Below are 26137 nucleotides of genomic sequence, written 5' to 3'. Positions count from 1 at the left end.
TCAAAAGGAAAAAATGTGATTTTTGGAGAGTGAAATGAGATTTTTTCTGAGTGAATAATCGAATTTTTGGGTGTGAATTCCAAGTTTTTGCCCTGCAAAAATTATAGTTTGTAAAAAATGGACAAAGCATCATATTGCGTTTCAATTTTGCGTACGATATGATGACTTTAATATTCTGACAAATGGCCGATTTAATGCAGGATTTAAAGATCAGGGCGGAAAGGGAGATAGGATGAGTCAGCATGCACTTGTATTACAATCTGATTTTGGCCTTGATGACGGGGCGGTAAATGCGATGTACGGTGTGGCTTATTCGGTTGACAGTTCAATTCGGATTTTTGATTTGACGCACAACATTCCCGTTTTTCACATTTGGGAAGCTTCCTATCGGCTGCTGCAGTCCGTTTCTTATTGGCCTGAAGGCACTGTCTTCGTGTCGGTCGTCGATCCAGGGGTCGGCTCAGAACGCCGCAGCGTCGCAGTCAGAACCTCTTCCAATCAATATATCATCACACCAGACAACGGAACACTCACCCACATCAGCCGGCAAAATGGAATTGCCGAGGCGCGCTATCTTGATGAAGCGCAAAACAGGCTTCCAAAATCAGGCGAATCACATACATTCCATGGACGCGACATTTACGCCTACACCGGGGCAATACTGGCAGCCGGCGCTCTCAGCTTCGACAGGATCGGTCCGGAAGTTTCTATAGATTCCATCGTCAAACTGCCGGTCATGGAAGCGTACATCGAAAATGATTGGATAACCGGAACGATCGATATTTTAGATGTCCGGTTTGGAAACCTTTGGACGAATATCAGCCGGACGCTCTTCAAGTCACTTGATGTTCAATACGGAGATCCAGTAGAAGTCGTCATCAAGCATGAAGACACAAAAGTCTATCAGCAAACGTTGGCATTTGGCCGGTCGTTTGCCGATATGCCTGTAGGCAAGCCGGTTGTTTATATCAATTCATTAGACCGCTTGGGCATTGCCCTCAACCAAGGATCATTTGCTAAAACATACCATATTGGCACAGGCATCAACTGGCGGATTTCTCTTCGAAAAAGTATATAGCGTTAGACAAAAGAGCCTGATTTTCCAGTCAGGCTCTTGCTTTTGTGTCATTCTTATGACATAAAAACGGTTGTCACACATTTTTCAGCTAATCGTGAAGACAGCAACCTCTTCAAAAATGGTTCTTTTGTCACATTGGTACCTAAGTCATATTGTCTAAAACAAGAGAAAAGAATATATTGAGGGGGTGTGCCGCTGCTATGAAAAAATTCATTCAATTCATTTGTTTGGAAAACGAGTGTCCGGAGGAATGATATGAACGACAATGTGCAGGCTGCGTTGAAAACGCTGTCTAATGTAAAGAGCAGAAGTATCTTGTCCGTTTTTGTGCTATGTCTGATCACACTGGGGGTTTACATACCATACTGGTTTCTATCCAGGAAAAAAAGCTTCGATTTGCTGCCTTATCATGATATTCCCTACACCACGTTAAAAGCTATCATATTTTATCATTTATTTTCTATTCCAATTAGAATATCAGCAAAAATCGCTTTTCCTGACATGCATTACAGCCTTTATATGCTGCTCGACCGCGTGATTTTGATTCTGTCCGCAGGTGTTTTGATATACTGCGCACTGGTGGTGACTGCTTCATTAAACAAGCTTTCAGGCAAAGAACCTGCGAATGGATCGATTTTTGCCTTCCTTTTGAATATCATTTACATTCAGCACAGAATCAATAAACTTTCCGAGCCGAAAAGCGAATGGCTGAGCAAAGCATCATGATCTATAAACAAGGAAGTGAAGTACAATTTGATGTTGAAATCGAAAATTAAAATTGACTTGAACAAACCGAGAAAAAAGCCGGAAATCCGTTTGACGCCAATGACGGAAGAGGACTTTAAGATATACCAGACCTATTCCATCCAGCATTACGCCATGGAGAAAGTAAAAGCGGGCACATGGACAGTGGCGGAAGCGATGGAGAAAGCAGAAGAGCAGTTTGCGGCCCTTTTGCCAAACGGCATTGAAACGATCAACCATTATCTATGGTCAATCATGAACGACAGCGGGAACGCCGCAGGCTGGGTTTGGATCTACGCTGATCCGCACCACCCTCAAAAGGAAGCGTTTATTTACGATTTCGGGCTTTATGAAGCGTACCGCGGCCAGGGAATCGGCCAGCAGGCTTTAGCCGTCTTAGAAGAGGAGGCAAAGCAATTAGGAGTCAAAAAGCTGTCCCTGCATGTATTCGCCCATAATAAAAAAGCGAAGCGACTATATGAAAAAATGAATTTCGAGACGACAGATTTGCATATGAGCAAGAGACTGTAAGATCAAAGCTGTGAAAGCTTTGATCTTTTTTCATATCCAATGTTCCACATGGAACATAGCGTGTCATTATTCCTAGTTGAGAGATACGAAAAATAACGAAAAAAAGACAAAATGATTCGATAGAACCCCTTTATGTTGCGTAATGACAGATTGCATATTACAAAGGTAAAAATATGACGAATAATGTCCTATTGATTGTCGAATTTCTGCAGATGAACACGAAATAAGGAACGGGCAAAAGGATATAGTTTTTTTATTCTAGTCAAAAAAAAGAATCCATATACCTAAGAAAATCCCAATTTAACACTTCAATGGATTTTGATTTATTGGATTCAATATAGTACATTTTGATATGGAAAGTGGAAAAGTATAGATGACAAGGATAAAAAGACCTGGAAGAACAGTTTTAAGGAAAGAAGAGTGTTTCAGCATGAGTAAGGAATTAGAGGAATTTCCGAAAATAAAACCCTTATATGCGGTGTTATTAACGATCATAACGTCCGGCATATACATCCCGTATTGGTTTCTCTCAAGAAGAAAGAATTTAGAACGATGCCAAATTAAGCTCCCGTATGTCGCCATTAAAGTGACGCTGCTGTTAAGCGTCTTTTCAATTTTGGAGCCTTTTTGGACTTTTTATTCAATCACATTTCAAAGTGAAGACCTGCTGCCATACAGCAACAGCATTTTGCTTCTCCCGCTGCGCCCCGGACACAGCTTTCTCCCGCAGCTCTCATTCCTCCTTTTTTGGACGGTAAATTTATATAGTGCATTTAAGGTTAGAAAAGCGTTTATTGGGCTGTCGGAAAAGCAGGTTAACGGGTTTTGGACTTTCATTCTTAACGTTTCATATTTGCAGTATATTACAAATCAGCATTCTTTAGTTGTTCAGGAAAAAAGAGAAGCAGTATAAAAACAAGATTAAAGCATCAGCGAGATTGGCTGGTGTTTTTTATTTGGAGAGAACAGAGTTATCCAGAGGAATATAAAAGCTTGTGGATAACCGCGTGAAGTCATGCTAAAACCTACTAACATGTGCATAAATAGGGTATATTGAATAAGGAGCTTTTTTATAAAAGAGCCCAATGATACAGATATTGGAGGGACTTTTATGAAGTCTTGCGAAGAGCATATTGAAACGGTCATTGACATGTATGTGGATGAGGAAGAATTGGCCCCGGAAATCAGAAAAATCGAACATACACACAGTTTATCCACAACCTGTGAATTGTGTGATAAGCCTGCAGTATATATAGTGGGGAACGAATGATCGGACACTAAATACACAACCTTTATCCACAATTGTGGATAATGCATCTGAATAACTTGTTCTTAAAGTGGGGATGACCTGTGAATATATCAATCGTAGCAATCGGAAAACTAAAAGAAAAATATTTAAAACAAGGAATCGATGAATACATAAAACGGCTTTCGGCATACGCAAAAGTCGACATCATCGAACTTCCGGACGAAAAAGCACCGGAAAACCTAAGCGACCAGGACATGAAAATCGTCAAAGACAAAGAAGGCGAACGAATTCTCTCCAAAATCAGCCCAGACGCCCACGTCATCGCCCTGGCGATCGAAGGAAAAATGAAAAGTTCGGAAGAATTAGCCGATAATATGGATAGACTCGCCACATATGGAAAGAGCAAGGTAACCTTCGTCATCGGCGGCTCGCTCGGCTTAAGCGACGCCGTCCTGAAGCGCGCAGATGAGAAGCTGTCGTTTTCACGGATGACATTTCCGCATCAGCTGATGAGGCTGATTTTGCTCGAGCAGGTTTATCGGGCTTTTAGGATTAATCGAGGGGAGCCTTATCATAAATGATGGAAAATTTTAATTTGAACTTATCCATATTACCTTAAGAATAGGAGAAACACACAATTACTCAGGAGACAAGCAATTAGGCTTGTCTTTTTTTACACCTCTCAAATGCAAATAGAAAATCCCCAACAATTTGCTACATTAAGAATACATTAAAACAGTCTACAATTTTCTGAATCGGTTAAGCATTTAAAGGAAGATGGGAATTTAAGTTTTCATTTTTATATAACAAAAAGGGAAAATAATCTAAATATCCATTCTGATACCCTCTAAGAGTTTTATACATTAGCAAATCTAATACATTTTGACCAAAATTTTTAAAAAATCAGGAAACCTCTTGAATCAGTTTTGTTTTACAATTATTATAAAATTAGTTAATTTGAGTTAAAGAGAGTTGGTGTTAGGGTCCCCGGACCCAAATAAAAACTGCTTTTGTCATATGGATTCTTCGTTTATTTGCTCTCATTTAGGTATCTTGTTTGATTTGTTTCTTTGGCAGGATGTTTTCAGGACTATAGTGTTTGGCATCCGCAGTAGTTGTTTGGCGTTTCACCTGTTTTGTCTCTATATTATCCAGGACACTGTCCCAAATCATCCGGAAGCTTCTGCTGTTATTCTTTTCTAGGCCAAATCATATGCCTTCAACACCGACTTGTGAATTATAGGCTTTTTGAGACAGGATATGGGACGCTAATCATCAGTAAAATTGATTTGATCTTTGTAGCGTTGGCTATTTTTCTTCAGGTGTGCGTTCTTCCAGTTCTTGTAATGCCGCGTTGGCTTTTGCAAGCCGATTTCTACGATATTGAATTTTGCGGCGGATCGTCTTCGGGAAAAGAGAGAGCAGTCCTTCATCTTTGACATCCGCTTCTTTGACTTCTTCCACCATCTGCTTGACCTCTTTTTCGAAACGCTGAGATTACCATTTTATCTGCTTACATAACGATTTATCTGTTTTGCGTGAACAATTTTGGAACACATCCAGATTGCTTTTCCGAAAATCGCTGATAGTGCGAAAACCACGACGCTCCCCTTTTACAACCAGTGAACAGATTTAAGGATAGCCGTCTGAATTTTCCGGAAGCTGAAACACCCGTGATATATATAACCATAAATTAAACAGCATAGGCGGATTGTACGAGTTCCTCCACATTCGGAGTATTTCTGAATGATAGAGCCACACGGTCCACGTTCTCACTGGCTAACCGGATCAAATGATCTTCAGGAGTCAGCATAATACATCCAGTTCAGGTAGATAAGATTTGAATTTGGTGACTTGCTTTTGTTCTTCTTCTTTCATTTTCTGACTAATCCAAACTGGAAAAAGCAGGTCTTTTAACAGATTAGGAGGTTTCTGACATGCACCATTCGGTCACTAACCGAATGCAGTAAAGGACACTGTGGTGCTTGCCAGCCATTAGGGTATTGAGGAGGTGATCAAAATGCTAGGTGACAGTATTTCGTCGAAGTGGACAAGTCGTGACCAAATGACCTCGGATCGAGGGTTGGTCATGGAGGAAAAAATTGATGTCTGGTGACAAAGAGGAGTCATGATCATGGCACCGCCAACGAGGGAAAAAACTCTTCCCGCATCGACACGGTATGTGGGCGGTGACAAACTAACTTATAGAGTAAATTTATTAGTCGAATGAAAGAGGAGGAATGAAATAATGAAAAATCATTTGTATGAGAAAAAAAAGAGGAAACCTTTGACTCGGACAATTAAAGCGACGCTCGCCGTGTTGACAATGTCCATCGCTTTGGTGGGAGGCGCTACGGTGCCTTCATTTGCATGGGTGAATCCGGGTTATCACTACCAGTACCCATCGGAAGGTGGTACATGGAGGTATGGATTCGTAAACGCCGGGCTCCGTTCAGAGTACAACCACCCGACAAAGGTCCACGGCTCGACAGTGCAAAAGCTCATCGATGGAAAAGTGGATAAAACGAATAGAAGTATTGATACGGCTGCGGGCCGCTACTCTAATGCCTATGTCGGAGCCATAAACTCACCTGGTCTTAAGGGTCGTTACTACTATCGCACCAACTAATCAAAGGGAAAACGGTTGCTGTCAACGGGGCTAGCATGGCAAGACCCAGAAAAGTTCTGGGAGATCCCGCTTTGCATAAGCGTATTATAGTGGATGACGCGGGCTTTGTTGTTTACACTTCTTGCACCTGCTGACGGCAATCATCCCTATCTATGAAATCGAGATTTCAGCAGGCCGTTATTTTCGAGAGAGTTAAATCTATATTCATTGTTTTTATTTTGGTAAGGACATACCGGATTTTAGGTTTGGATTACCGGTCGAGTTAGCTTGTCTTTTCGCCCACTACCGTGTCGATGCGGGAGCAATTTACCAGAAGCACTTACCGATTGATAGTTTTTTATTCCGGTGATTGCAAAGTTTCATAAACTCTGAGAATTCAATAGGGGTAATACCCCGCTTTGAGGGGCGCGGCATTTTATGCGCCCCGAGTATTTATTCTTAAAATTTTTAAATTAATGTATCTATATAAAAAGGAGATGCTTTCGGTGTACTGCCAAAGCATCTCCACAAAAGATAGTGCATATCTGCAGGAAAAAACATAAAATGCAACTAACATTTTTTGGAAAGCAATAGGTTTATTTAATTTTGTAGTTTTATCTTGGTAGCCTTAGCAGTAAGTTATTTTATGCGGTGCAATCCTCTACTTTTCCAGGTTTAGTGTTGATGCCGGCCGTTATTCAGCAAATTTGACAAGAAACAAATTCTTTGTGCCCCGGCAGTCAATAGGTTACTTATGGTACAACAAGTGAAATTTGCTAGTTGTAAAAGGAATTAATGTTTGTGACGAAGAAGAGATAGTATGTCACGACACTGTCTACAAGAGAGAAAAAAACGTTCCCCTATTAATGTGGTAGGTGGGTGATGATTAATCGGCTTGAAGAGTAAAAATAGTTAAGTAAATGAGGAGGAATGGAATAAATGAGTGCCGCTTTTTATAGCGTAGAATTTGATGGGAGGTACAGATGTTGATTGAAGCACAGGGCATTTCAGTAGCAATTGGTGGGCGGACCGTGCTTGATGGTGAGACCGTTCAGTGCCCGCCAGGGGTCATGACAGCCCTCGTTGGTCCAAGCGGATGTGGAAAGACTACACTTTTGCACTGCCTCGGGCTATTGCTCCCGGTTAATCAGGGACGCATCTTGATAGACGGACACGATGTCACAAGCTACGGTACTGCGGCGCGGCGGCGGTTTTGGCGTGATCATGCGGCGTTCATTCTTCAGGATTACGGCATTATGGATGAGGAGTCGGTGGCATTCAATGTCACCATGCAGGCGAGCATCCTTGGGCGGCGTGTCACGGGAAACCAAGAGCGGTTGGCGCAGGTGCTCGAGCAGACGGGTCTCCAGGGTCGAGAAGGCGAGTTGGCTAGCCACCTTAGTGGGGGCGAGAAGCAGCGACTCGCACTGGCTCGTGCCATCTACAAGGACGCTGCATTCTTGTTTGTCGATGAGCCGACCGCCTCGCTTGACTCAACCAATCGGCGAAAGGTTATCGATCTGTTTGCGGACTTCGCTGCGCGTGGCCGCACGGTTATTGTGTCTACGCACGACTCTGAGATGATCAACGCGTGTGGTGCTCGGCATAAGGTCGGTTCCAGCAGTTCGTCAAAACCATTGTCGACCAACGATCCCGGCAACTTAGGAGGTAACTCATGAAATCAACCACGAAGATCATTATCGGTGTCGTCATAGGATTATTGCTTGCAGTTGGAACAATTGCATTCCTAAACGGATGGATCACAGTGTCAAGAGACACTCATCCGCCGTGCGATCAGCTGCCGAACGTAACAGAGGCCAATGCAGCGCTTTCCAGACATCAAGACCTCGTCGAGGAGATTAAAGCTTTGGGTGATGACATTACGGTCGAAGTAGGAAAGCCGTGTCCTGATGACGAGAACCGAGGGCTGGTCATGGTTAGCTATGGTTCAAGATCCGAGCATGACGCAATCTCCGACCTGCTCAGCCGCCGTGACGGGTTTGGGGTCCCAGTGCACCTGGTGAAGCGCTAACTCAACTTCTACACAATTCACTCGGTGTAATCGTTTCCTGCTGTTTACGGCAAGACTGGCTCCCCGTTTTTGTCAAGCAGTATGAACCTGATGCAGACCAACTACGCCAAGCAAGAGGCGCTGGCTAGGCTTTACATATGAGCCCTTGGAGGATTGATTGGAGGCAGAGACAAACGAGTTGAGGAGCAGAAATATTGACAAAAATAGTTGAATAAATGAGGAGGAATGAAATGAAGGGGGAACATTATCTGTTAATCCAGGCAATTACGCCAGTCCCCGGCGATACCGGTTGTGTTCGCCGGGGCTTAGCATGGCAATTTTCAAATAGTTCTTGGAGGTCCAGCTTGTGTATAAACGTATTATAGTGGCTGTCGCGGGCGCGTTGTTTGCTCTGCTTGCGCTACTGGCGGCGATTATCACCGACCTATATGATCGAGACTTTCCTCAGGCGATTGGTGCCGAGAGCAGGTTAAACCTTGATTTCAGCGAATCGGGGCTTTCTATTACTGAAGCGTTTGCGAAGCTGGAGAAGCTCGATGCACGCTGGAATCTTGGGCTGGTCAAGGTTGCGCCAGACCTTGCAAGCGACGGCGATGGCCAGGTCTACGTAGCACTTAACGATAGAGATCTGCCCGACGAATTTACTTGGTTTGGCGGCGATGGTGCAGGCAAGATTGTCGGTAAGGACCGGCTTGAAACCTCCTACCCCGATGGGTTCTATCTCGTGACCGGTGAAAAGGCTCACTTGAGCGAGTTTGAGGACACGCTGAAAAGTGAAGGCGTGAAGGTCGGTCGCGGGGATGCGTCCATTTTTAAAAGCCTTGAATTCGTTGTGCGAGAAAGAGGATTTGCTGCCGCTGTTCTTGCAGCATTTGCGCTGATTGCGGCGCTTGCGTTGTTCTGGTTGTCGTTAAGAGCGCGTGGGCGTGCTCTTCGGGTTCTGGGCGGGTGCCCGACCTCGCGGATTCAGGTTCAGGACCTGGCCGGGTTCGGGGGGGCGCTGCTGGTTTCGGCGGTGGCTGTAGCACTGGTTGCGTCTTGCTACGTAGGTTTGTTTCATGGCTGGATATATGTCGGTACCTTCCTCAATGCGCTGTTCAGTCTGCAGGTCGCTGTTATTACCGTATCCCTGTTGGCTACGCTGATCATGTCAGCTTCCGCATGGCCTAGCGCTACCATGATCGCCACCAGACAACCTGCTGTTAAAAGCTTGCGTTCAGCTGCCATCGTGATCCAGGCGTTAACGTTCCTCCTGGTGGTAGCTGCGGCTGGACCTGCTTGGTCCGCATACAAACATTCCTCAGCTATAGCTGCTGAAATGGCTCAGTGGAAGAAACTCGCAGATCAAGTTGCGATTGTGTTTGCGACAGACGTTGACGAGATGAACCACATGGAGCCGCTGATTGGTAAACTGGTAAAGGATGCGGAATCGCTTGATAAGGTAGCTTTTTCCTACACATATACTCAAGAAATGCCAATGCCAGCCGATTTTGGAGAGTACTCGGCCATCTCTTACGTGAACCAGCGTTGGCTTGATATGGTGACCATGGATGCACCACAGCCTGCTGTTACAAAGGTGCCTTATCATAGCATTCCAAAAGGGCTTGTCAAAATGATTCGAGAAGAGGCCGAGCTTTTGTCGAGGAAAGAGCTTTCCGATGAGCAGTTCGGTAAGTTCAAGTTCTTGCGGCCGATCGACGGATTCCGGTTGCCGGTAGCCCAAGGAGGAGGAGGGGAAAGACTTCACTTTGCGGACGATGTCCTAGTTGTTGTCGTGCCCTCGCTCTACGATACTTATAACGATTCTGCTTTGACTTCCATGGTCTCAGGTAGCAACATCGTATTCACTGGTGTAACTGCTACGCAGGAATTGTTAGGGAAACACGGCCTTGACGTGAAGGCACTGCGTGATCGAGATATCAACGGTGAACTGAAAGTTGTCTATGTTGCCGAAGAGGGGATTCTCCGCGCGCAGTTCGCAGCGTACGTTGTATGGTTGTTGAATCTTGCGCTGATTGCATTAGTTATTGCTTTCACTGTCGCTGCTGCGATTAGTGCATTGATAACCGCGCTGCTGCAGGCGAAGCGTGACTTTCCGCTGCGGGTGGCAGGCCAGTCATGGGTACGGATTCTCCGGAGCCGTGTAGCCAAAGAAATGCTTGTTGGGGTCGGCCTTGTGGGCGTTGTTGTTTTGCTCCAAAGGCCTGATGAGATAGGGGCTGTACTAGTGGCCGCGGTGTATGGGTTGCTTGTTGTGCCGCTGAGTCATCTGTTTGCTGTACGTTGGTGTGTTGATAGAGCCAGCAAACGGCGAATTTGACCGGAGGTAAGATGTCGGATGAAGCCCAGGGCGTTTCAGTACAATTGGCGGTCGGTCCGTGCTTGACGTCACGGACCGTTCGTCTTTCGCCCGGGATCATGACGGCACCCTGGTTGGTCCGAGCGAAATAATTTTCGATTAGTTATACGGTGATTATTACAGATAGGAAAGAGAAATTTCTGAATAGTATTTTTAATCAAAAGCTTATAAATGAAGAAGCTGAATATTGTCAATCGTTTCAAGAAGGACTAATAAAAATAGTTGAAGAAAATGGTTGTATTGATTTCGAAAAGGAGAGGAGAAGACAGAGCTTAATCATATTAAGAGTATGTATAAGATAAGCCGTTGATATGTCAACACAGGTACGAGATTTTAGTAAGGTAGTTTCTAAATGGATTGAATGGGATACCGAGTATGCATATGAGTATTGGACTCCAATCAAACAAGGTATATCACTGAGTGATACAGAGAAAAGAGCGACATTGAACAACCAAAAGAATATTCTGGTGAATTAATCGACTAAGGAAATACCTCTTAAAACAGGAGTGTGAATGTTAAAAGGAGTTAGTTGATAAGCTATAAGGCCAATGTCAAAGCTCCTAAAATACCATTGTACCATGATGGCTGCTTATCTCAAGACCCCACTCAAATCCATCCTTTCCCCTCCGCAATCCTTGCCGCTTCCATCCGGTTTTTCGCATCCAGCTTCTGCATAATCTCAGAAATATAATTCCGGACGGTCCCTGACGACAAGAAAAGCTCCTCAGAAATTTCTTTTGTCGTCTTTCCGATATATGCCAGTCGCAAGATGTCCTGTTCGCGTTCGGTGAGCGGGTTTGTTTCGCGGACAGCGTTGAAGGTAAGTTCCGGACTAAAGGTTCTTTTGCCTTCCGTGCATTTTCGGATGGCGTCTGCGAGATCGTCGATTTCCCCGTCCTTGAGCAGGTAGCCGTGGACATTGCTTTTGACGGCGCGTTCGAAGTAGCCGGGACGCGCAAACGTCGTTAGGATGATGATTTTCGTTTTTGCGCCTTGCTTTGCGAGCTCTTCGGCCACTTCCAGTCCGCTTTTGACCGGCATTTCGATATCCATGAGGCAGACGTCCGGTTCTAGCTTCAGAATGGCGGTGAGCGCTTCTTCGCCGTTTGTCGCCTGGCCGATCACTTCCATGTCTTCTTCAAGATCAAGCAAGGATCCCAGCGCGCTTAACAGCATTCTTTGGTCTTCGGCAATAAATAAACGAATCATTGGATTGCTTCCTTTCCTTCAGCTTTCTTTACATTTGGAACGGCGATGCTTAAAACTGTGCCGTCATGGGTTGAAACGTCGAGAGCGCCGTCGATTAATGCAAGTCTTTCCTTCATTCCGCGCAAGCCGTTACCAAATGGTGTTTTTTGCTGATCCATCCCCATTCCGTCGTCTTTGATGGTAATGCTTATTTTATCATCTGTTTGAGAGATGGAAATGGTGCAATGGGTGGCGCGGCTGTGTTTGACGATATTTGTGGCGGCTTCGCGTATACACATGCTGACAATGTTTTGTGTGACAGGAGGGATATTTGAAAAATCGGAACCTCCCATGTATTCGAATGTGATGTCTGCAGCCCGCAGGATTTGCTGGATGTGGATGAGCTCTTCTGCAATAGTTGCCGTTTTCATATCAGACACGAGTTCCCGGACTTGTTTTAAGGCTGCTCTTGATGTGGTTTCCATTTCTCTTGCTTCTTTTCGCGCCCGTTCGGGGGCGCTGGCGATGATGCGCTGGACAAGCTGGCTTTTTAATGTGAGCAGTGAAAGAGTATGGCCAAGTGTATCGTGCAGATCGCGGGCAATTCGTACACGCTCCTCGCGCTTGACCAGTTCCTTAATATGCTGATTTGCTTCATCAAGCTTTTGTTCCAGTTCCATGCGGCGGTTCATGGAGCGGATGCCGTATGGTGAAATGAGCATAATCACAAGAAAGGGCAGAAAATAAAAGAGCCGATTAAGCAGGGATGGATCTTTCAGCAGATGATAGATAAAAGGGGCGACCAATACAACAACCAGGCTGGCAAGGCCGCACCGGAACGTCTTTTTTTCCCGGTAATAGCCGATAAAGTTCGCTGAAAAAAAGCCTAAAAATACTAAGTTGATATCATAAAATACAGTGTAGATTAAAATGATTGAAAGCTGGATGGCCAGCCAATAAGTAAATAATTTTTTTTGCGGCGGAATAAAAAAAAAGCTGGCGGTACGTCACCAAGAAAAGCAGCACGAGTCCAAAACCGATCAGCTGTTTGATTCCCGAGGTCTGATTTGTCAAATAAGAAATGGGCAGCAGTAAATAGATTAAAAAGATATAAGGAAAAAAGCCGTACCGTTTCGGAAACATGCTGAAGTTTTTTTTCATTCTTGTTCACACCGCTTCTTGTTTTCTTCTTATATATTTAGATAGTAGCATAATAACGATTGAATAGGCTAATAGGAAGAGAATATTTTTCCAGTTTGGCATTTGACCTCGAGCGATTTCCCAGGCGCCGCTGCCATAATGATAGGACGGCAGCCAATGGCCGATATTCTGCATCATTTTTGGCATAATTTCAAGCGGCATCCACATCCCTCCGCATACGGCGAGCCCCATATACAGCACATTGCTGATTCCGGCTGCTGTATCCACTTTTTTCATCATCCCGATCAATGTCCCGATCGCCAGAAACGGGAGCGAGCCAAGCAGGGCCCACAATCCGCACAGGAACCATTCCAATGGGGATAAAGAAACGCCGTTGATCAAGGCGCCGGCTAAGAAGATTACTGTGATCGAAAGAATATGAATGACGCTTTGCCCCGACATTTGAGCGATAAAATAAATGTGGTCGGGAAGAGGCGTTACGCGTATGAACGTCGACCAGCCTTGGGTGCGTTCTTGAACCATGCGGATGCCGAGTGATCGAAGAGCCCATGACGCTGAATGTTGTCATCGACATTAAATAATGCGCATTCCATGCCGCAGGGTCTGGAGCATTCGTATTGACGACATTTGTAAAAATATAATAAAAAGCAATCGGCATGGCCAATGACCAAAAGACAAAATAGCGGTTTCGAAGCATTCTTTTGATTTCCATTCTGCACTGCATCTGAAATACATTCATTTTACTCGTCTCCTTTGCTTGTCAGCTGGCGAAATGCCTCTTCGAGATTTCCGCGCTCAATTTGAATATCATAAGCGCCGATCTTTTCTGAGAAAATGAGTTCCAGTATTTTGTCCGTATTGGCCGTGTCGATGTAAACCCGGTTGTTTTTACGAAAAATCTGTTCGGTTTCTGGGTGCTGATACAGCTTCTCGAGTGACTGTTCCGGATCAACTATAAATGAAACCGAATGCTTCGATATTCTTGATTTTATTTGGAGCGGCGTTCCATCAGCTACTATCTTGCCGTCTTTAAACAGCAAGATTCGTTGCGCGGCATCATCTGCTTCCTGTAAGTAGTGTGTAGAAAAAATGATCGTTTTTCCTTGCTCTGCGAGCGATTGAACCGTTTGCCAAAAGCGGTTTCTTGAAGTGATATCCATGCCGACCGTGGGTTCGTCAAAGATCATCAGTTCTGGATCGCCGGCAAGTGCCAAGGCAAAGCCTAGACGCCGCTTTTGCCCGCCGGACAACTTTTCTGCCTGTGTTTTTAAATCCTTGTCTGTCAAACCTGTCAACGTTCTAAGCTTTTGAAAGGATAGAGGCTTTGGATAGTAGCTCCGGATGAGTTCGATGATTTCACCTGCACGCAAACCAGGCATGACGCTGACTTCCTGGAGCATCGTGCCGATTTTTTCACGCACCCGTTTTTCATGCGGCATGGAATCGAATAATGTGATGTTGCCAGCCGTCGGTTTTAACAGCCCCAATATCATTGAAATCGTTGTTGTTTTCCCGGCTCCGTTTGGCCCTAGAATGGCTACAATTTCTCCTTTTTTAATTGAAAAATCTATCTGATCAACCGCCGTTTTTTGGCGGAATGTCTTTGTCACATTCGTCAAGCTTACAACATTGCTCATGGCTACAGGCCACCTCCTGATTTACTCATTTCATTGTATAAGTTGAGGGAGGCGGATTTTAGTAAGTGATGTCATGAAAATCGGATGACAAATGTCATTTTTTCAAAAATAACAGGGAGCCAGCGAACGGTGCAGAAAGAATCAAAGGGTGTTAAAGCATATGAAGTGGAGGGGTTACGGTAAGATAACAAAGCAGGATGCCATAATAACCAACGCATCATGGAGATAGAGAGAGCGGTCTTCAATTGTGAAAGAAGCTCTCTCTTCTTAAAAGGAGATTCTTAACTATTATGATGAACCGGATACTTCCTCCCATTCTTCACAATCTTCTCTTCCACAATCTCTTTCACGTCCAATCCAAGATCGTTGCACAGCATGAAAGAGTAGATCAAAATATCTGCGATTTCTTCACGGATGTTTCTTTATTTGCTTTGAGTGCTTCTTCACTGCTGATCCATTGGAAGTCTTCGAGCAGCTCTGCTGCTTCGATGGAAATTGAGATGGCGAGGTCTTTTGGGTATGGTATTGCCTCCAGTTTCGTTCATCTCTGAATTCGTTGATTGCGTTGATCAGGCTTTGGATATCGTTCATGACCATTTTCCCCTTTCTAACTCGAGTAGTCTCTTTTTTAATTTAGGATCTGTCGCATAAATATAGAGGCCTTGTATGCCCCGCTTCATCAGGACATTTATTGAATTTAGGATGATTTGTTCTTTAATTTGTTCATTCTGTTCTGGAGACAAATCTGTACGTAACACGAATGCCCCTGTATCTTTGTATTTGGAAGTATCAATTACCAGTTCGTCTTTTTCTTCATCATAGCTTACGGAAGGGCCGAGAACGACGCCGACGTAATTTAAATCAAACCCTTGAACGGTATAAATGGAGCCGACTTCTTTAATAGAATTCGGATTTTCCGCCCATGTCACTTTATCTTGGGTGCTGTTCCAGGGCATGTTAATCCCTTCTTCATCAACGATGTAAGTCTTTTTATCTTTTTTATGTAAATAATCAAAGGTCGAGACAATCCGGGAGAGACCGTCTTCACTGTTTTTGCGTTCAATAGCTGTTTTAAACGCAGCAGCATCTTCAAATATTTTAAGCTCGAAGGAGGAGTCTTCAGTCGGAAAGGGAAGAACTTTCTTTTCAACAAAGCTGTCAATCCACTTGATTGTTTCTGGATTGGCGTTCATTCTCATTTGGTCTGTCAGTTTTACGGTTTTCGCATCATACTGATTAATGATTTCCTCGAGCAATCTTTCGTTCCAATAACTTTTAATCTTTAAGACTTGTTTTGGGTCAAAGATCACCACAGTGATTTTACTTCGCTTAATGATTTCATACAGCTGGTTTTGGTAGCGGAAATGGTTATAGGAATCTTCCTTTGTCAGAAGCAGGTGAGCTTCATCTACTAATACGATATCCGCTGTTGCTCCCGTCTTGGTCTTCTCATTAATAAATGGTGTCGGCTTCATGAAACTCTTTTTCTTTAAATTCGGTAAGCTGTTGGCGATGCTCTTATAAGTCTTCAGCATTTCGCTGTGATTTACCAGCAAGTAATTATCTGTTTCTTTCAAAAAAGAGTCTTCACTCTTAGCCAAATCTTGAATCGTATTAAACAGAGAGCTTAACAGGACACTTTTACCTGTGCCGGCATCTCCTTCAATAACAATGACATGATTTCCTTCTTTTTGTATACGTTCTTTACAGAAATCAAGGATCTTATTTTTAATATCAAGCTGCTGAGGCGAGAGCTCTTTATAAGGAGATAACTTATAAATGTCTTTATTCCTAAGGTTTTAAAGAGAATCGTTCACAATTTTCTCTTTTCTCAGCTTCTCCCAAATGACTTGAAAGATATTTTCATTATAAAAGGGTTTCTGATAGTAATTGTGCATTTCCCTAGACCTGGTCTGGCTTACGTTTTGCAGCTGGTAGCGGTTATCGGCGATAAAATAGTTAATTAAATTTATTCAATATTGTATGTCGCAGACTGATGAAATTTCTCATGGCCGATTAAAATAAAGCGATTCAAACTCTTTCGCTTTTCATCATCTATATGATTTTTCAAACGCCGTGCAGCTTGAACCGTTTGTCCAATATATGCAGTCGGTTTCTTTTTCTCGTTATAAAGGATATAAACAATCGGATAGTTATTTATATGCATTGCTTTTACAACATTCACATGGTCTTGAGTAAATTCTCTCTTTTCAAACACAAGTTCATTCATTGTTTCAGCCTCTGAATCTCTTTTTTAAAATAATAGTACCATATTTATGATAAATTAATCTAAATTTTAACAAACAGGAAGCTTTCTGAGGGCATATTGCATAGAAAGGAGGGGGACATCAATCTTATATTGACGCAATATTCCTTCAAGGATATAATATGGAAATCATTTAAGGGGGGATGGCATGGTGTTTAAAAAACCAAAAGTTTTCATAGCAGCGGTTATCTTAGCTCTCAGCAGCTTTGCGGGGACGGCTGCATATGCGCAATCAGGCTACTTTAATACGTATACCGATTATGTTTCCATGTCTAAGTCGGGGTATTTCACGGCGATGCAGGGGATGTGCGTCGACCGCAATAACAATGTGATCTACGCTGCAAAATTGAATAACACGAATCACACGACGCAGTTATTCTCTGTGAAAATGAGCGGTACGGCAAGCAATAGAACCGTTGCACTTCTTAAAAATTCGGATACCAATACTACGAGCTATGATTTAGGGCACGCCAATGACTTGGCTGTCAAAGCATCTGCGGGCGATAAAAGCGTCAGCGTTTATGTGGCGCCGATGTCTGACGGCACTAAGTATGCCAATAAAATCGTGAAGCTCAGCGTCGATACAACGAAAAATACTTATAAAGTGGCTAAAACATATGTGCTGAATTATCAAGGTTCGAATTTGTCGATTGGCGGTATCACATACTCGGTTGGGACGGATAAATTTATCGTAAGATCGGGAAAAAGGTTCTTTATTGGGACATTCAATGATACAACCGGAAAATTCGACTATGAAGCAACGTTTAAATTAAACTATTCGAAAGCTGTTGTGAATCATCAGACAATGGATGTTTCGCATTTCATTCAGCAAGGAATTTCCTTTTACCAGGGGACATTGTATGTGCCGCTTACAAAACCGGACAGCAATGGCAATGCTTCAAATGTGAGCATTATATTGACGTACCCTTTAAATATCAATGAAATGATTAAAGAGCAAAAAACAAACCCGATTCAGGACTTTTCGAAGGAATTGTTTACTCGCAGCGATTTATCTTTCAGAATTACCAGCAGTGCATACACGCTTTTTGAAATAGAGGCTGTCGATTTTGATGACGGGACGCTTTACTTTAATACGAATCGCGGAAAAAGCGGGACGCAAAACGATATGATCGCGACATTTAATGATTATAATTATTATAAGTAAATGACGTGTTGTTAGGTGCAAGGGGGCGGTCTCTTGCGCCGTTTTTGTTACGCGAAGGGAGGTCAATATGTATTTTTCGGCAAAGAAAAAAATAAGAGGCTGGAAAAGACTGAAACGAAGAATAGAATGGTGGAAATCAGACAATATTCAATTGAATATGGAATATTTAAGAGATCATCATAGAGATTACGTTAAATTATGGATATCCCCTTTTTACGGGCTTCAAACAGTGACTCCTCCATTATGGTATAAACGCTTGCTTTTGGAGGCGATGATCGATGTCTATCATGAATGGCATAAGCAATTGAAAGCTGAAAATGAAGATTTCTACTTGAAAATTTGGTTGTATGAGCCTGATTTTATCCGTTCACAAATTGTGGCTGCTTATAAAGAAGCGATTGATTTTTACAGTGGTTCTTTCGACAAGCAAGAAGAAAAAGAAGCGTTCTCTTTGAAAATATACGAACCTTTAGAACATGAGCTGAATGCATTTGAATGGGAACCTCATATTCATACCGTGTATTACCGGCTATCTGATCTGGAGGAGGACCTCGAACTAGGATTGAGAAGCAGCGGCGATGTGCTGCGCATAAAAGAAATGTCCTATTCAAAAGATAATGACGGAAAAGATGAGTGGTATAAAGTGAGCGCAGGAACTGTATGGGTTGGTTCATTAAAAGAGGTGCCGCAGAAATAAGGCCGGTTGTATTGACGCCGGCCTTTCGCTTATCAAAACTGAGGCTGTTCATCAATTGAAAGAATGCTCGAATGTAATGCTTGGGCGATTAAGTCTCCAATTCAAAGTACTTCGCTTCTTCCACGTTCAACTGCATGAAGGAAAAACCTGATAAGCTGAGATGGCTGATATAAGTTGATATGACATCGTGGACTAATGTCTTCTTATACGTATACTTCTCAGTAATATAGATCTAAAGTTCATGTCACTTCGTTAAAAGAAAAAGTATCCCGCCTAACATACAAATGATGATAAAGAAAGCAGTTGAGTTCATAAAAGACTGTTCTTTTCTCATTTCAAGTAACCTCTATTCATGATGACTAATATTAAAACTACTATATTTATAGTACCAAATTAAAGAAGATGAGAAAATGAATTCTATTATAAGGGGTTATGACTACAAAGAGGGCGCCTCCGTGCCGAGGTGCGCTGCTTGAGGGATGCTTCCATTGCCAAAATCGAATGAGCCGTGGTTGCGGGAATACAGAAAAACGCTATGCTGAAAACTTCAGCATAGCGTTTTTTATAGATTAATTCCGAATCAGGTAGTCAAACGCGCCTAAAGCAGCGTTTGCTCCGGATCCCATGGAAATGATGATTTGGTTGTACGGGCTGTCTGTGCAGTCGCCGGCAGCGAACAATCCAGGGATGGTTGTTTCGCCGCGTTTGTCGACTGCGATTTCGCCGATGCGGTTGCGTTCGACGGTTTCAGGCAGCCATTCCGTGTTCGGCACAAGACCGATTTGGACGAAGACGCCTTGGAGCTCGACGTGTTTTTCTTCTCCTGTTTCACGGTCTACGTAAGTAATGCCGTTTACGTTTTCATCGCCCGTGATTTCTTTTGTTTGGGCGTTTTTCACGACAGTCACGTTGGGGAGGCTGTAGAGACGTTTTTGCAGAACTTTGTCTGCTTTCAGCTCCGGCGCAAACTCAAGAACAGTCACATGGTTGACGATGCCTGCAAGGTCAATCGCCGCTTCGATGCCGGAGTTGCCGCCGCCGATGACGGCGACGTCTTTGCCTTCAAACAATGGTCCGTCACAGTGAGGGCAGTATGCGACACCTTTGTTTTTGAACTCTTGTTCGCCGGGTACGCCGATATTGCGCCAGCGTGCGCCAGTTGAAAGAATGACGGTTTTGCTCTTCAGAACAGCGCCGTTTTCGAGTTCTAGATGGAAAAGGTCTTTTTTCTCGAGGCCTTTTGCTCGTTGCAGGTTCATGACGTCGATATCATAATCCTTCACGTGTTCTTCAAGGCTTGCCGCAAGCTTAGGCCCTTCGGTGCGCTTCACGCTGATGAAGTTCTCGATGCTCATCGTGTCAAGGACTTGGCCGCCGAAGCGTTCGGCAACGATTCCCGTACGGATGCCTTTGCGCGCCGCATAGATTGCTGCGCTGGCGCCGGCAGGCCCGCCTCCGACAACGAGTACATCGAACGGTTCTTTATCAGAAAGCTCAGACGCATCTGTGCCGCTGCCCATCTTCGCAAGAATTTCTTCAAGCGTCATTCGGCCGCTTCCAAAGGATTCGCCGTTCAAGTATACGGTCGGCACAGCCATAATGTTTTTGCTTTCGACTTCTGACTTGTATGCCGCACCGTCGATCATTGTGTGAGAGATGTTCGGGTTGAGCACGCTCATCATGTTCAATGCCTGCACAACATCCGGGCAGTTGTGGCATGTGAGGCTGATATAAGATTCGAAGCGGTACTCGCCGCTGATGTTCTTGATTTGATCGATGATTTTTTGATCGACTTTCGGCGGTCTGCCGCTTACTTGCAAGAGTGCCAGCACCAAAGATGTGAATTCGTGACCGAGCGGAACCCCGGCGAATGTCACGCCTGTATCTTCTTCGGCACGATTGACGCTGAAGCTTGGCGTTCTGTCGAGCTGCGCCTTTTCAACAGTGATTTTTGATGACATGGAAGCCAGCTCTTCTACAAGAGCCAGCATATCCTTAGAGACACTGTCATCGCCTGCACTGACTTTAAGGACGATGTCATTTTCAATCATCTGCATGTATTGGTTTAATTGTGCTTTGATATTTGCTTCAAGTACCAATTGAATGCACTCCTTAGATTTTGCCTACTAGGTCAAGGCTTGGTGTCAGTGTTTCAGAACCTTCTTCCCATTTAGCCGGGCAAACTTCGCCTGGGTTTTGGCGTACGTATTGAGCCGCTTTTACTTTGTTGATCAGGATGCTCGCATCACGGCCGATACCGCCTGCGTTGATTTCAACAGCTTGGATGACGCCGTCCGGATCGATGATGAATGTTCCGCGGTCAGCAAGACCTTCTTCTTCGTTCAGCACTTCAAAATTGCGGGAGATCGTTTGAGATGGGTCGCCGATCATCGCGTAAGTGATTTTGCCGATTTTCTCAGAGCTGTCATGCCATCCTTTATGTACGAAGTGAGTATCTGTAGAAACAGAGTATACTTCGACACCTAGTTCTTTTAGAGCTTCGTAGTGGTTTTGAAGGTCTTCAAGCTCAGTCGGGCAAACAAATGAGAAATCCGCTGGATAGAAGCAGAAAATGCTCCATTGGCCTTTCAGATCTTCGTGTGTAACATCGATAAACTCACCGTTTTTGTAAGCTTTTGCTGCGAATGGTTGTACTTCTTTTCCGATTAGAGACATAATATCGTCCTCCTGAATGTAGTTTAAGAGAAATAAAATTGTAAACTTTATTTCTCTATAATTATTATAATTATATACAAATTATCAAATAATAAATATTTTTTGTCAAGGGGAAAGACCTTTATTTTTTTGTTAAGTATTTCAGCTAAAGAAAAGAGTTGGAGTTTCATTTTCATATAGTATGATTGGCACAAATGATAGAGAAGTGAGAATAAAGAGGCCTAATTGAAAATAAAGAAAAGCCGTCGGAATGACGGCTTCAGCGTGTCGACAAATCCTCGCATTCGTTGTCAGGCCTGCGCGTCGGTGCTCACGAATTCCAACATTCGCTGCGCTCCGATGCTCGGCCTTCCTAGACTGCAAGGGTTTTCAATCACGCTGAAAGGATGACAAAATCCCAAAACTAAAAGTCGTTTTGGGATTTTGTCAACAAACTAAAGCCGTCGGAATGACGGCTTTTTTGGCTAAACTCCTTTATACGCGGAACGGTAAATCTCAGCCAGCTCTGAAACGAGCGGCAGCTTAGGATTGGCTGTCGTGCACTGATCTTCAAAGGCGCGCTCGGCCATGAGATCTACTTTGCTTTCGAATGCGGCGGCATCCACGCCGTTTTGTTTAATGCTCATCGGAATTTTAAGCTCTTTGGCAAGCGAGATGATCTCCTGGATGAGGCTTTCAACACCTTCTGCAGTTGTTTTTGCAGGCAGGCCGAGCGTTCTGGCAATCTCCGCGTAGCGCTGGTCGGCTATGAAGTGGCTGTATTTAGGAAATGCCGTGAACTTTTTCGGCTTCGCTGCATTATAGCGGATCACGTGCGGCAGAAGGATGGCGTTTGCCCGTCCATGAGCGATCTGAAACTCGGCGCCAAGCTTATGGGCTAAGCTGTGGTTGATGCCGAGGAAGGCATTGGAAAATGCCATTCCGGCAATCGTTGATGCATTATGCACTTTTTCGCGGGCCAGCTCGTCGCTGCCGTTTTTGTATGCTCTTGGCAGATATTCGAAGATCAGCTGGATGGCCTTCATGGCCAAGCCGTCAGTATAGTCGTTGGCCATGCACGATACGTATGATTCAATTGCGTGTGTCAATACGTCCATTCCTGTGTCGGCCGTGATATGTTTCGGCACGGTCATGACAAATTGCGGGTCAATGATCGCGACATCCGGTGTTAATTCATAATCGGCCAGCGGGTACTTTGTATTCGTTTCTTTGTCTGTAATGACAGAGAATGAAGTGACTTCAGAACCTGTGCCTGATGTCGTCGGGATTGCGACGAATTTTGCTTTTCCTCCCAGTTTCGGGTATTTGACGATGCGCTTGCGGATGTCCAGAAATTTTTGCTTTAAGCCAAAGAATTCAGCATCAGGGTGCTCGTAGAACATCCACATTCCTTTTGCGGCATCCATTGCCGAACCTCCGCCGAGGGCGATGATGACATCCGGCTGGAATTTGGCCATCATGTCGACGCCGTTCATCACCGTTTCGATTGAAGGATCAGGCTCGACATCAGAAAAAATTTCGCAATGAACGTAATCCGGGCGCCTTCTTAAGTAGTGAAGGGCGCGGTCTACATATCCGAGTTTCACCATTCCCGGATCAGTCACAATAAACGCTTTTGAGATGTCAGGCATTTTCGCTAAATATTGGGTTGCGTGTTTTTCAAAATAGATTTTTGGAGGCACTTTAAACCACTGCATATTGACATTCCTTTTCGCCACTTTTTTCGTGTTGATTAAATGAACGGCCCCTACGTTTGACGAGACGGAGTTCCCGCCATATGTGCCGCAGCCGAGCGTTAAAGAAGGCATATAGGCGTTGTAAATGTCGCCGATCGCTCCTTGTGACGACGGTGCATTGACAATGATCCGGCCGGCCTTCATCCTTAAGCCGAATTCTTTAACGGCTTCTTGATCGTTCGTATGAATCACCGCCGAGTGGCCGGTTCCCCCGAACGCCAGCATCTCTTCGGCGCGTTTTAATCCTTCTTCAAGCCCGCTGACTTTGTAGCACGCTAAAACAGGGCTCAGTTTTTCTCTGGACAGCGGGTCATCCGGACCTACACCTTCTAATTCGGCGATGAGGATTTTTGTATCTTGCGGCACTTTGATACCGGCCATTTCAGCAATTTTGAATGCCGGCATGCCGACGATATCAGCGTTTACCGCGCAAGTATTTTCATTGATGACCAATTTTTCGACCTTTGATTTTTCGGTTTTATTTAAGAAATAGCAGTTGTTTCTTGTCATTTCGGCTTTGACGTCTGAGTAGATGCCTTTGTCTATGATGACGGCCTGCTCTGATGCGCAAATCATGCCGTTGTCAAATGTTTTGGATAAGATCAGATCATTGACGGCTTGCTTCAGGTTGGCAGACTTCTCGATGTAGCACGGAACGTTTCCAGGTCCGACGCCAAGGGCCGGTTTTCCGGAGCTGTAAGCGGATTTCACCATGCCTGCGCCTCCTGTTGCGAGGATCAGGGAAACGTTCGGGTGGGTCATTAGGGCTTGCGTTGCATCCAGAGAAGGCGTCTCGATCCATTGGATGCAGTTGTCGGGTGCTCCTGCTTTGACGGCTGCGTCCCGAAGGATTCTCGCCGCTTCGCGGCTGCATTTTTGGGCGGATGGATGGAAAGCAAACACGATTGGATTTCTTGTTTTAATTGATATCAGGGACTTGAACATGGTGGTGGAAGTAGGGTTGGTCACCGGCGTCACGCCGGCGATGACACCGACAGGCTCCGCGATTTCAATGACTCCGTCGTGTTCGTTTTCATTGATGATGCCCACTGTTTTATCGTATTTGATATGATGGTAGACATACTCTGTGGCAAACATGTTTTTAATGATTTTATCTTCATAAACGCCGCGCTTCGTTTCTTCGACGGCAAGTTTGGCGAGAGGCATGTGCTGATCAAGGCCGGCAAGCGCCATCTGTTTGACGATCTCATCAATCTGCTCCTGATCAAAGCTGCGGAATTCTTCCAATGCCTTTAGGCCTTTTTCGACTAGCTGATCAATCATGTTTGAGGCATTTTGCTTTTGTTTCATGTTCTTTTCTTCGATTGCCATTGTAAACCCTCCAGTGAATGAATAGGAATTTGATTACAACAGGATGTCCAGGGATGAATGAAGTCGGTAAAGTTTGTGAAACATTTCACAAGTTAGGTTAAAAATTTTTATCCCTGAAGCGGATATCTGGTTTATTTTGGCATCAATCCTCCTTTTCTGTTGTTGAATTTATCATAGCACGAATTTGAAATATAAGTTTGTGAAATGTTGAACAAAGTATGAAAATCCATTTGAGTGAAATAAGAATGCACCCCGAGATCCGGGGTGCAGTTTTTAATACCAGTCCGTATGAAACACGCCTTCCATATCCGTCCGCTCATACGTGTGAGCGCCGAAATAATCGCGCTGGGCCTGCAGGAGGTTTGCGTTTGAGCGGCCTGTGCGGTAGCCGTCGTAATAGGAAAGGGCAGTGCTTAGGCACGGGAATGAGATGCCTGAGCTGATGCCTTCGCAGACGACCTTCCGCAAGCCGGACTGGTATTCTTTTAGTTTTTCAGCGAAGTCAGGTGCGACCAGCAGGTTGGACAGGTCCGGCTGTTTGTCGAACGCCTCGCTGATGAGATTTAAAAATTGTGCGCGGATGATGCAGCCGCCGCGGAAGATGAGGGCGATGTCCTTTAACGGCAGGTTCCATCCGTTCAGGTCAGATGTCATTTTGTATTGAGCGAAGCCTTGTGCATAGGCGCAGATTTTGCCCATATATAATGCCTGTCTGACGCGGTCGATCCACACGTTTTGATCCAGGCGCCGTTCTTCTGTTGCAGGTCCGGCCAATACTTTTTCCGCAGCTGTCCGTTCGTCTTTTAATGATGACAGGTAACGGGCAAACAGGGATTCCGTGATAATCGATGATGGAATGCCGTTGTCGACGGCCTGCAGGCTCGTCCATTTGCCCGTGCCTTTTTGGCCGGTTTTGTCGAGGATGACGTCGATGAGTGGAGCGCCCGTCTTCTCATCCTTTTTCCGCAGGATCTCCGCCGTGATTTCGATTAAATAGCTGTTCAGCTCTCCTTGATTCCACGTGTCGAAAATGTCAGCGATTTCATCTATCGGCAAAAGAAGCTTTTCTCTTAAAAACGTATATGCTTCGGCGATGAGCTGCATGTCTGCGTATTCGATGCCGTTGTGCACCATTTTGACAAAATGACCCGCGCCTTTCGGACCGATGTAGACACAGCATGGATCTCCATCCACTTGGGCGGCGATTTTTGTGAGAATCGGAGCGGCTTTTTCGTAGACGTCCCGGTCTCCGCCTGGCATAATGGATGGGCCTTTTAAAGCGCCGATTTCGCCGCCGGAAATGCCGATTCCCAAGTAGCCGATTCCTTTCACTTTCAAACTGTCATATCGTCGTTCTGTATCTTCATAGTGGGAGTTGCCGCCGTCCATGATGACGTCCCCTTCTTCAAGCAGAGGGACGAGCGAGTCGATGACAGAATCGACCGGTTTGCCTGCTGTGACCATAAGAAAGATTTTTCGCGGCTTTTCTAAAGACTGTACGAAATCTTCAAGCTCATAGTATGGCTTGACTGTTTGGCCTCCCGTTTTTTGGACGAGTTGATCGGTTAAATCCCTTGTGTAGTTATAGACGGCGACTTGTTCGCCTTTGCTTGCCATGTTCAGGGCGATATTGCTCCCCATGACCCCCAAACCTATGACACCGATTGTATTGCACATG

19 protein-coding genes and 4 pseudogenes are annotated in these 26137 nt (G+C 44.6%); 12 read left to right on the top strand and 11 right to left on the bottom strand.

Going from position 1 to position 26137, the window contains the following annotated elements; all coding sequences use genetic code 11:
• Positions 1-232 precede the first annotated feature (232 nt).
• The 6 genes from MKY62_RS21420 (at position 233) to rlmH (ending at position 4183) form a co-directional block, all read left to right on the top strand.
• Entirely contained in the window at positions 233-1078 is an 846-nt protein-coding gene (locus tag MKY62_RS21420) for an S-adenosyl-l-methionine hydroxide adenosyltransferase family protein (protein ID WP_016886319.1), read from the top strand.
• 255 nt (positions 1079-1333) lie between these two features.
• A complete protein-coding gene (locus MKY62_RS21415; RefSeq protein ID WP_003177954.1) occupies positions 1334-1804 on the top strand; it encodes a membrane protein in 471 nt (156 codons plus the stop codon).
• Positions 1805-1834: 30 nt separating this feature from the next.
• Entirely contained in the window at positions 1835-2353 is a 519-nt protein-coding gene (locus tag MKY62_RS21410) for a GNAT family N-acetyltransferase (RefSeq protein WP_011201784.1), read from the top strand.
• 430 nt (positions 2354-2783) lie between these two features.
• Positions 2784-3266 (top strand): DUF4234 domain-containing protein, encoded by a 483-nt coding sequence (locus MKY62_RS21405; protein WP_009330015.1) that lies wholly within the window; start codon positions 2784-2786, stop codon positions 3264-3266.
• 198 nt (positions 3267-3464) lie between these two features.
• A complete protein-coding gene (locus MKY62_RS21400; RefSeq protein WP_003177948.1) occupies positions 3465-3623 on the top strand; it encodes a CxxH/CxxC protein in 159 nt (52 codons plus the stop codon).
• An 80-nt stretch (positions 3624-3703) separates the two neighbouring features.
• The gene (gene rlmH, locus MKY62_RS21395) at positions 3704-4183 is read left to right on the top strand and encodes a 23S rRNA (pseudouridine(1915)-N(3))-methyltransferase RlmH (protein WP_003177946.1); all 480 of its coding nucleotides are present in this window, start codon (positions 3704-3706) and stop codon (positions 4181-4183) included.
• A 727-nt stretch (positions 4184-4910) separates the two neighbouring features.
• On the opposite strand, the gene MKY62_RS21390 is transcribed toward rlmH, so the two are convergent.
• Positions 4911-5069 carry a hypothetical protein gene (locus MKY62_RS21390; protein WP_009330014.1) on the bottom strand — a complete coding sequence of 53 codons (159 nt, stop codon included), beginning with the start codon at positions 5067-5069 and terminating at the stop codon, positions 4911-4913.
• A gap of 781 nt (positions 5070-5850) precedes the next feature.
• On the opposite strand from MKY62_RS21390, the gene MKY62_RS21385 reads away from it, so the two are divergent.
• The 4 genes from MKY62_RS21385 (at position 5851) to MKY62_RS21370 (ending at position 10562) form a co-directional block, all read left to right on the top strand.
• A complete protein-coding gene (locus MKY62_RS21385; RefSeq protein ID WP_003177941.1) occupies positions 5851-6231 on the top strand; it encodes a lactococcin 972 family bacteriocin in 381 nt (126 codons plus the stop codon).
• Between the two features lie 962 nt (positions 6232-7193).
• On the top strand, positions 7194-7889 hold the full coding sequence (locus MKY62_RS21380) for an ATP-binding cassette domain-containing protein (protein WP_003177927.1): 696 nt from the start codon (positions 7194-7196) through the stop codon (positions 7887-7889).
• A complete protein-coding gene (locus MKY62_RS21375) occupies positions 7886-8242 on the top strand; it encodes a hypothetical protein (RefSeq protein ID WP_009330012.1) in 357 nt (118 codons plus the stop codon). Before MKY62_RS21380 ends, MKY62_RS21375 begins: the two co-directional genes overlap by 4 nt.
• Before the next feature lie 346 nt (positions 8243-8588).
• A complete protein-coding gene (locus tag MKY62_RS21370; RefSeq protein ID WP_016886320.1) occupies positions 8589-10562 on the top strand; it encodes a hypothetical protein in 1974 nt (657 codons plus the stop codon).
• A gap of 645 nt (positions 10563-11207) precedes the next feature.
• On the opposite strand, the gene MKY62_RS21365 is transcribed toward MKY62_RS21370, so the two are convergent.
• The 6 genes and pseudogenes from MKY62_RS21365 to MKY62_RS21340 form a co-directional block, all read right to left on the bottom strand.
• Complete coding sequence (locus MKY62_RS21365) at positions 11208-11810, bottom strand: response regulator transcription factor (protein WP_011198470.1); 603 nt, start codon at positions 11808-11810, stop codon at positions 11208-11210.
• Positions 11807-12950: pseudogene (locus tag MKY62_RS21360) on the bottom strand (sensor histidine kinase). The gene MKY62_RS21365 and the pseudogene MKY62_RS21360 overlap by 4 nt, the downstream one beginning before the upstream one ends.
• A 6-nt stretch (positions 12951-12956) precedes the next feature.
• Positions 12957-13689: pseudogene (locus tag MKY62_RS21355) on the bottom strand (ABC transporter permease).
• A 1-nt stretch (position 13690) separates the two neighbouring features.
• Positions 13691-14587 (bottom strand): ABC transporter ATP-binding protein, encoded by an 897-nt coding sequence (locus MKY62_RS21350; protein ID WP_009330007.1) that lies wholly within the window; start codon positions 14585-14587, stop codon positions 13691-13693.
• A gap of 281 nt (positions 14588-14868) precedes the next feature.
• Positions 14869-15178: pseudogene (locus MKY62_RS21345) on the bottom strand (nucleotide pyrophosphohydrolase).
• Positions 15175-16817 (bottom strand): annotated as a pseudogene (locus tag MKY62_RS21340) (DUF2075 domain-containing protein). Before MKY62_RS21340 ends, MKY62_RS21345 begins: the two co-directional pseudogenes overlap by 4 nt.
• Before the next feature lie 184 nt (positions 16818-17001).
• Here MKY62_RS21340 and MKY62_RS21335 point away from each other — a divergent pair.
• Together MKY62_RS21335 and MKY62_RS21330 are read left to right on the top strand one after the other, a co-directional pair.
• A complete protein-coding gene (locus tag MKY62_RS21335; RefSeq protein ID WP_009330005.1) occupies positions 17002-18018 on the top strand; it encodes a hypothetical protein in 1017 nt (338 codons plus the stop codon).
• 67 nt (positions 18019-18085) lie between these two features.
• Entirely contained in the window at positions 18086-18715 is a 630-nt protein-coding gene (locus MKY62_RS21330; protein ID WP_011198468.1) for a hypothetical protein, read from the top strand.
• Between the two features lie 569 nt (positions 18716-19284).
• On the opposite strand, the gene ahpF is transcribed toward MKY62_RS21330, so the two are convergent.
• The 4 genes from ahpF to gnd all read right to left on the bottom strand — a co-directional run bounded on the left by ahpF (position 19285) and on the right by gnd (position 26136).
• Positions 19285-20814, bottom strand: coding sequence for an alkyl hydroperoxide reductase subunit F (ahpF, locus tag MKY62_RS21325; protein ID WP_011198467.1), 1530 nt, complete (start codon positions 20812-20814; stop codon positions 19285-19287).
• Between the two features lie 13 nt (positions 20815-20827).
• Complete coding sequence (ahpC, locus tag MKY62_RS21320; RefSeq protein ID WP_003177913.1) at positions 20828-21391, bottom strand: alkyl hydroperoxide reductase subunit C; 564 nt, start codon at positions 21389-21391, stop codon at positions 20828-20830.
• A 464-nt stretch (positions 21392-21855) separates the two neighbouring features.
• Positions 21856-24459, bottom strand: a complete 2604-nt coding sequence (gene adhE, locus MKY62_RS21315; RefSeq protein WP_011198466.1) for a bifunctional acetaldehyde-CoA/alcohol dehydrogenase — start codon at positions 24457-24459, stop codon at positions 21856-21858.
• A gap of 273 nt (positions 24460-24732) precedes the next feature.
• Positions 24733-26136, bottom strand: a complete 1404-nt coding sequence (gene gnd / locus MKY62_RS21310; protein ID WP_003177908.1) for a decarboxylating NADP(+)-dependent phosphogluconate dehydrogenase — start codon at positions 26134-26136, stop codon at positions 24733-24735.
• Between the last annotated feature and the right edge of the window lies 1 nt (position 26137).

Origin of the sequence: Bacillus sp. FSL R7-0646 (genome assembly GCF_037969865.1) — a bacterium.
Lineage (GTDB): Bacteria > Bacillota > Bacilli > Bacillales > Bacillaceae > Bacillus > Bacillus licheniformis.
This window is presented reverse-complemented; position numbering and strand designations above follow the sequence as displayed.

What these genes read in the sequence shown, in the direction of transcription:
- MKY62_RS21420 (WP_016886319.1), top strand. Translation starts at nt 233, where the DNA reads ATGAGTCAGCATGCACTTGTATTACAATCTGATTTTGGCCTTGATGAC.
- MKY62_RS21415 (WP_003177954.1), top strand. Translation starts at nt 1,334, where the DNA reads ATGAACGACAATGTGCAGGCTGCGTTGAAAACGCTGTCTAATGTAAAG.
- MKY62_RS21410 (WP_011201784.1), top strand. Translation starts at nt 1,835, where the DNA reads ATGTTGAAATCGAAAATTAAAATTGACTTGAACAAACCGAGAAAAAAG.
- MKY62_RS21405 (WP_009330015.1), top strand. Translation starts at nt 2,784, where the DNA reads ATGAGTAAGGAATTAGAGGAATTTCCGAAAATAAAACCCTTATATGCG.
- MKY62_RS21400 (WP_003177948.1), top strand. Translation starts at nt 3,465, where the DNA reads ATGAAGTCTTGCGAAGAGCATATTGAAACGGTCATTGACATGTATGTG.
- MKY62_RS21390 (WP_009330014.1), bottom strand. Translation starts at nt 5,069, where the DNA reads ATGGTGGAAGAAGTCAAAGAAGCGGATGTCAAAGATGAAGGACTGCTC.
- MKY62_RS21385 (WP_003177941.1), top strand. Translation starts at nt 5,851, where the DNA reads ATGAAAAATCATTTGTATGAGAAAAAAAAGAGGAAACCTTTGACTCGG.
- MKY62_RS21380 (WP_003177927.1), top strand. Translation starts at nt 7,194, where the DNA reads ATGTTGATTGAAGCACAGGGCATTTCAGTAGCAATTGGTGGGCGGACC.
- MKY62_RS21375 (WP_009330012.1), top strand. Translation starts at nt 7,886, where the DNA reads ATGAAATCAACCACGAAGATCATTATCGGTGTCGTCATAGGATTATTG.
- MKY62_RS21365 (WP_011198470.1), bottom strand. Translation starts at nt 11,810, where the DNA reads ATGATTCGTTTATTTATTGCCGAAGACCAAAGAATGCTGTTAAGCGCG.
- MKY62_RS21350 (WP_009330007.1), bottom strand. Translation starts at nt 14,587, where the DNA reads ATGAGCAATGTTGTAAGCTTGACGAATGTGACAAAGACATTCCGCCAA.
- MKY62_RS21335 (WP_009330005.1), top strand. Translation starts at nt 17,002, where the DNA reads ATGGTGTTTAAAAAACCAAAAGTTTTCATAGCAGCGGTTATCTTAGCT.
- MKY62_RS21330 (WP_011198468.1), top strand. Translation starts at nt 18,086, where the DNA reads ATGTATTTTTCGGCAAAGAAAAAAATAAGAGGCTGGAAAAGACTGAAA.
- ahpC (WP_003177913.1), bottom strand. Translation starts at nt 21,391, where the DNA reads ATGTCTCTAATCGGAAAAGAAGTACAACCATTCGCAGCAAAAGCTTAC.
- adhE (WP_011198466.1), bottom strand. Translation starts at nt 24,459, where the DNA reads ATGGCAATCGAAGAAAAGAACATGAAACAAAAGCAAAATGCCTCAAAC.
- gnd (WP_003177908.1), bottom strand. Translation starts at nt 26,136, where the DNA reads ATGTGCAATACAATCGGTGTCATAGGTTTGGGGGTCATGGGGAGCAAT.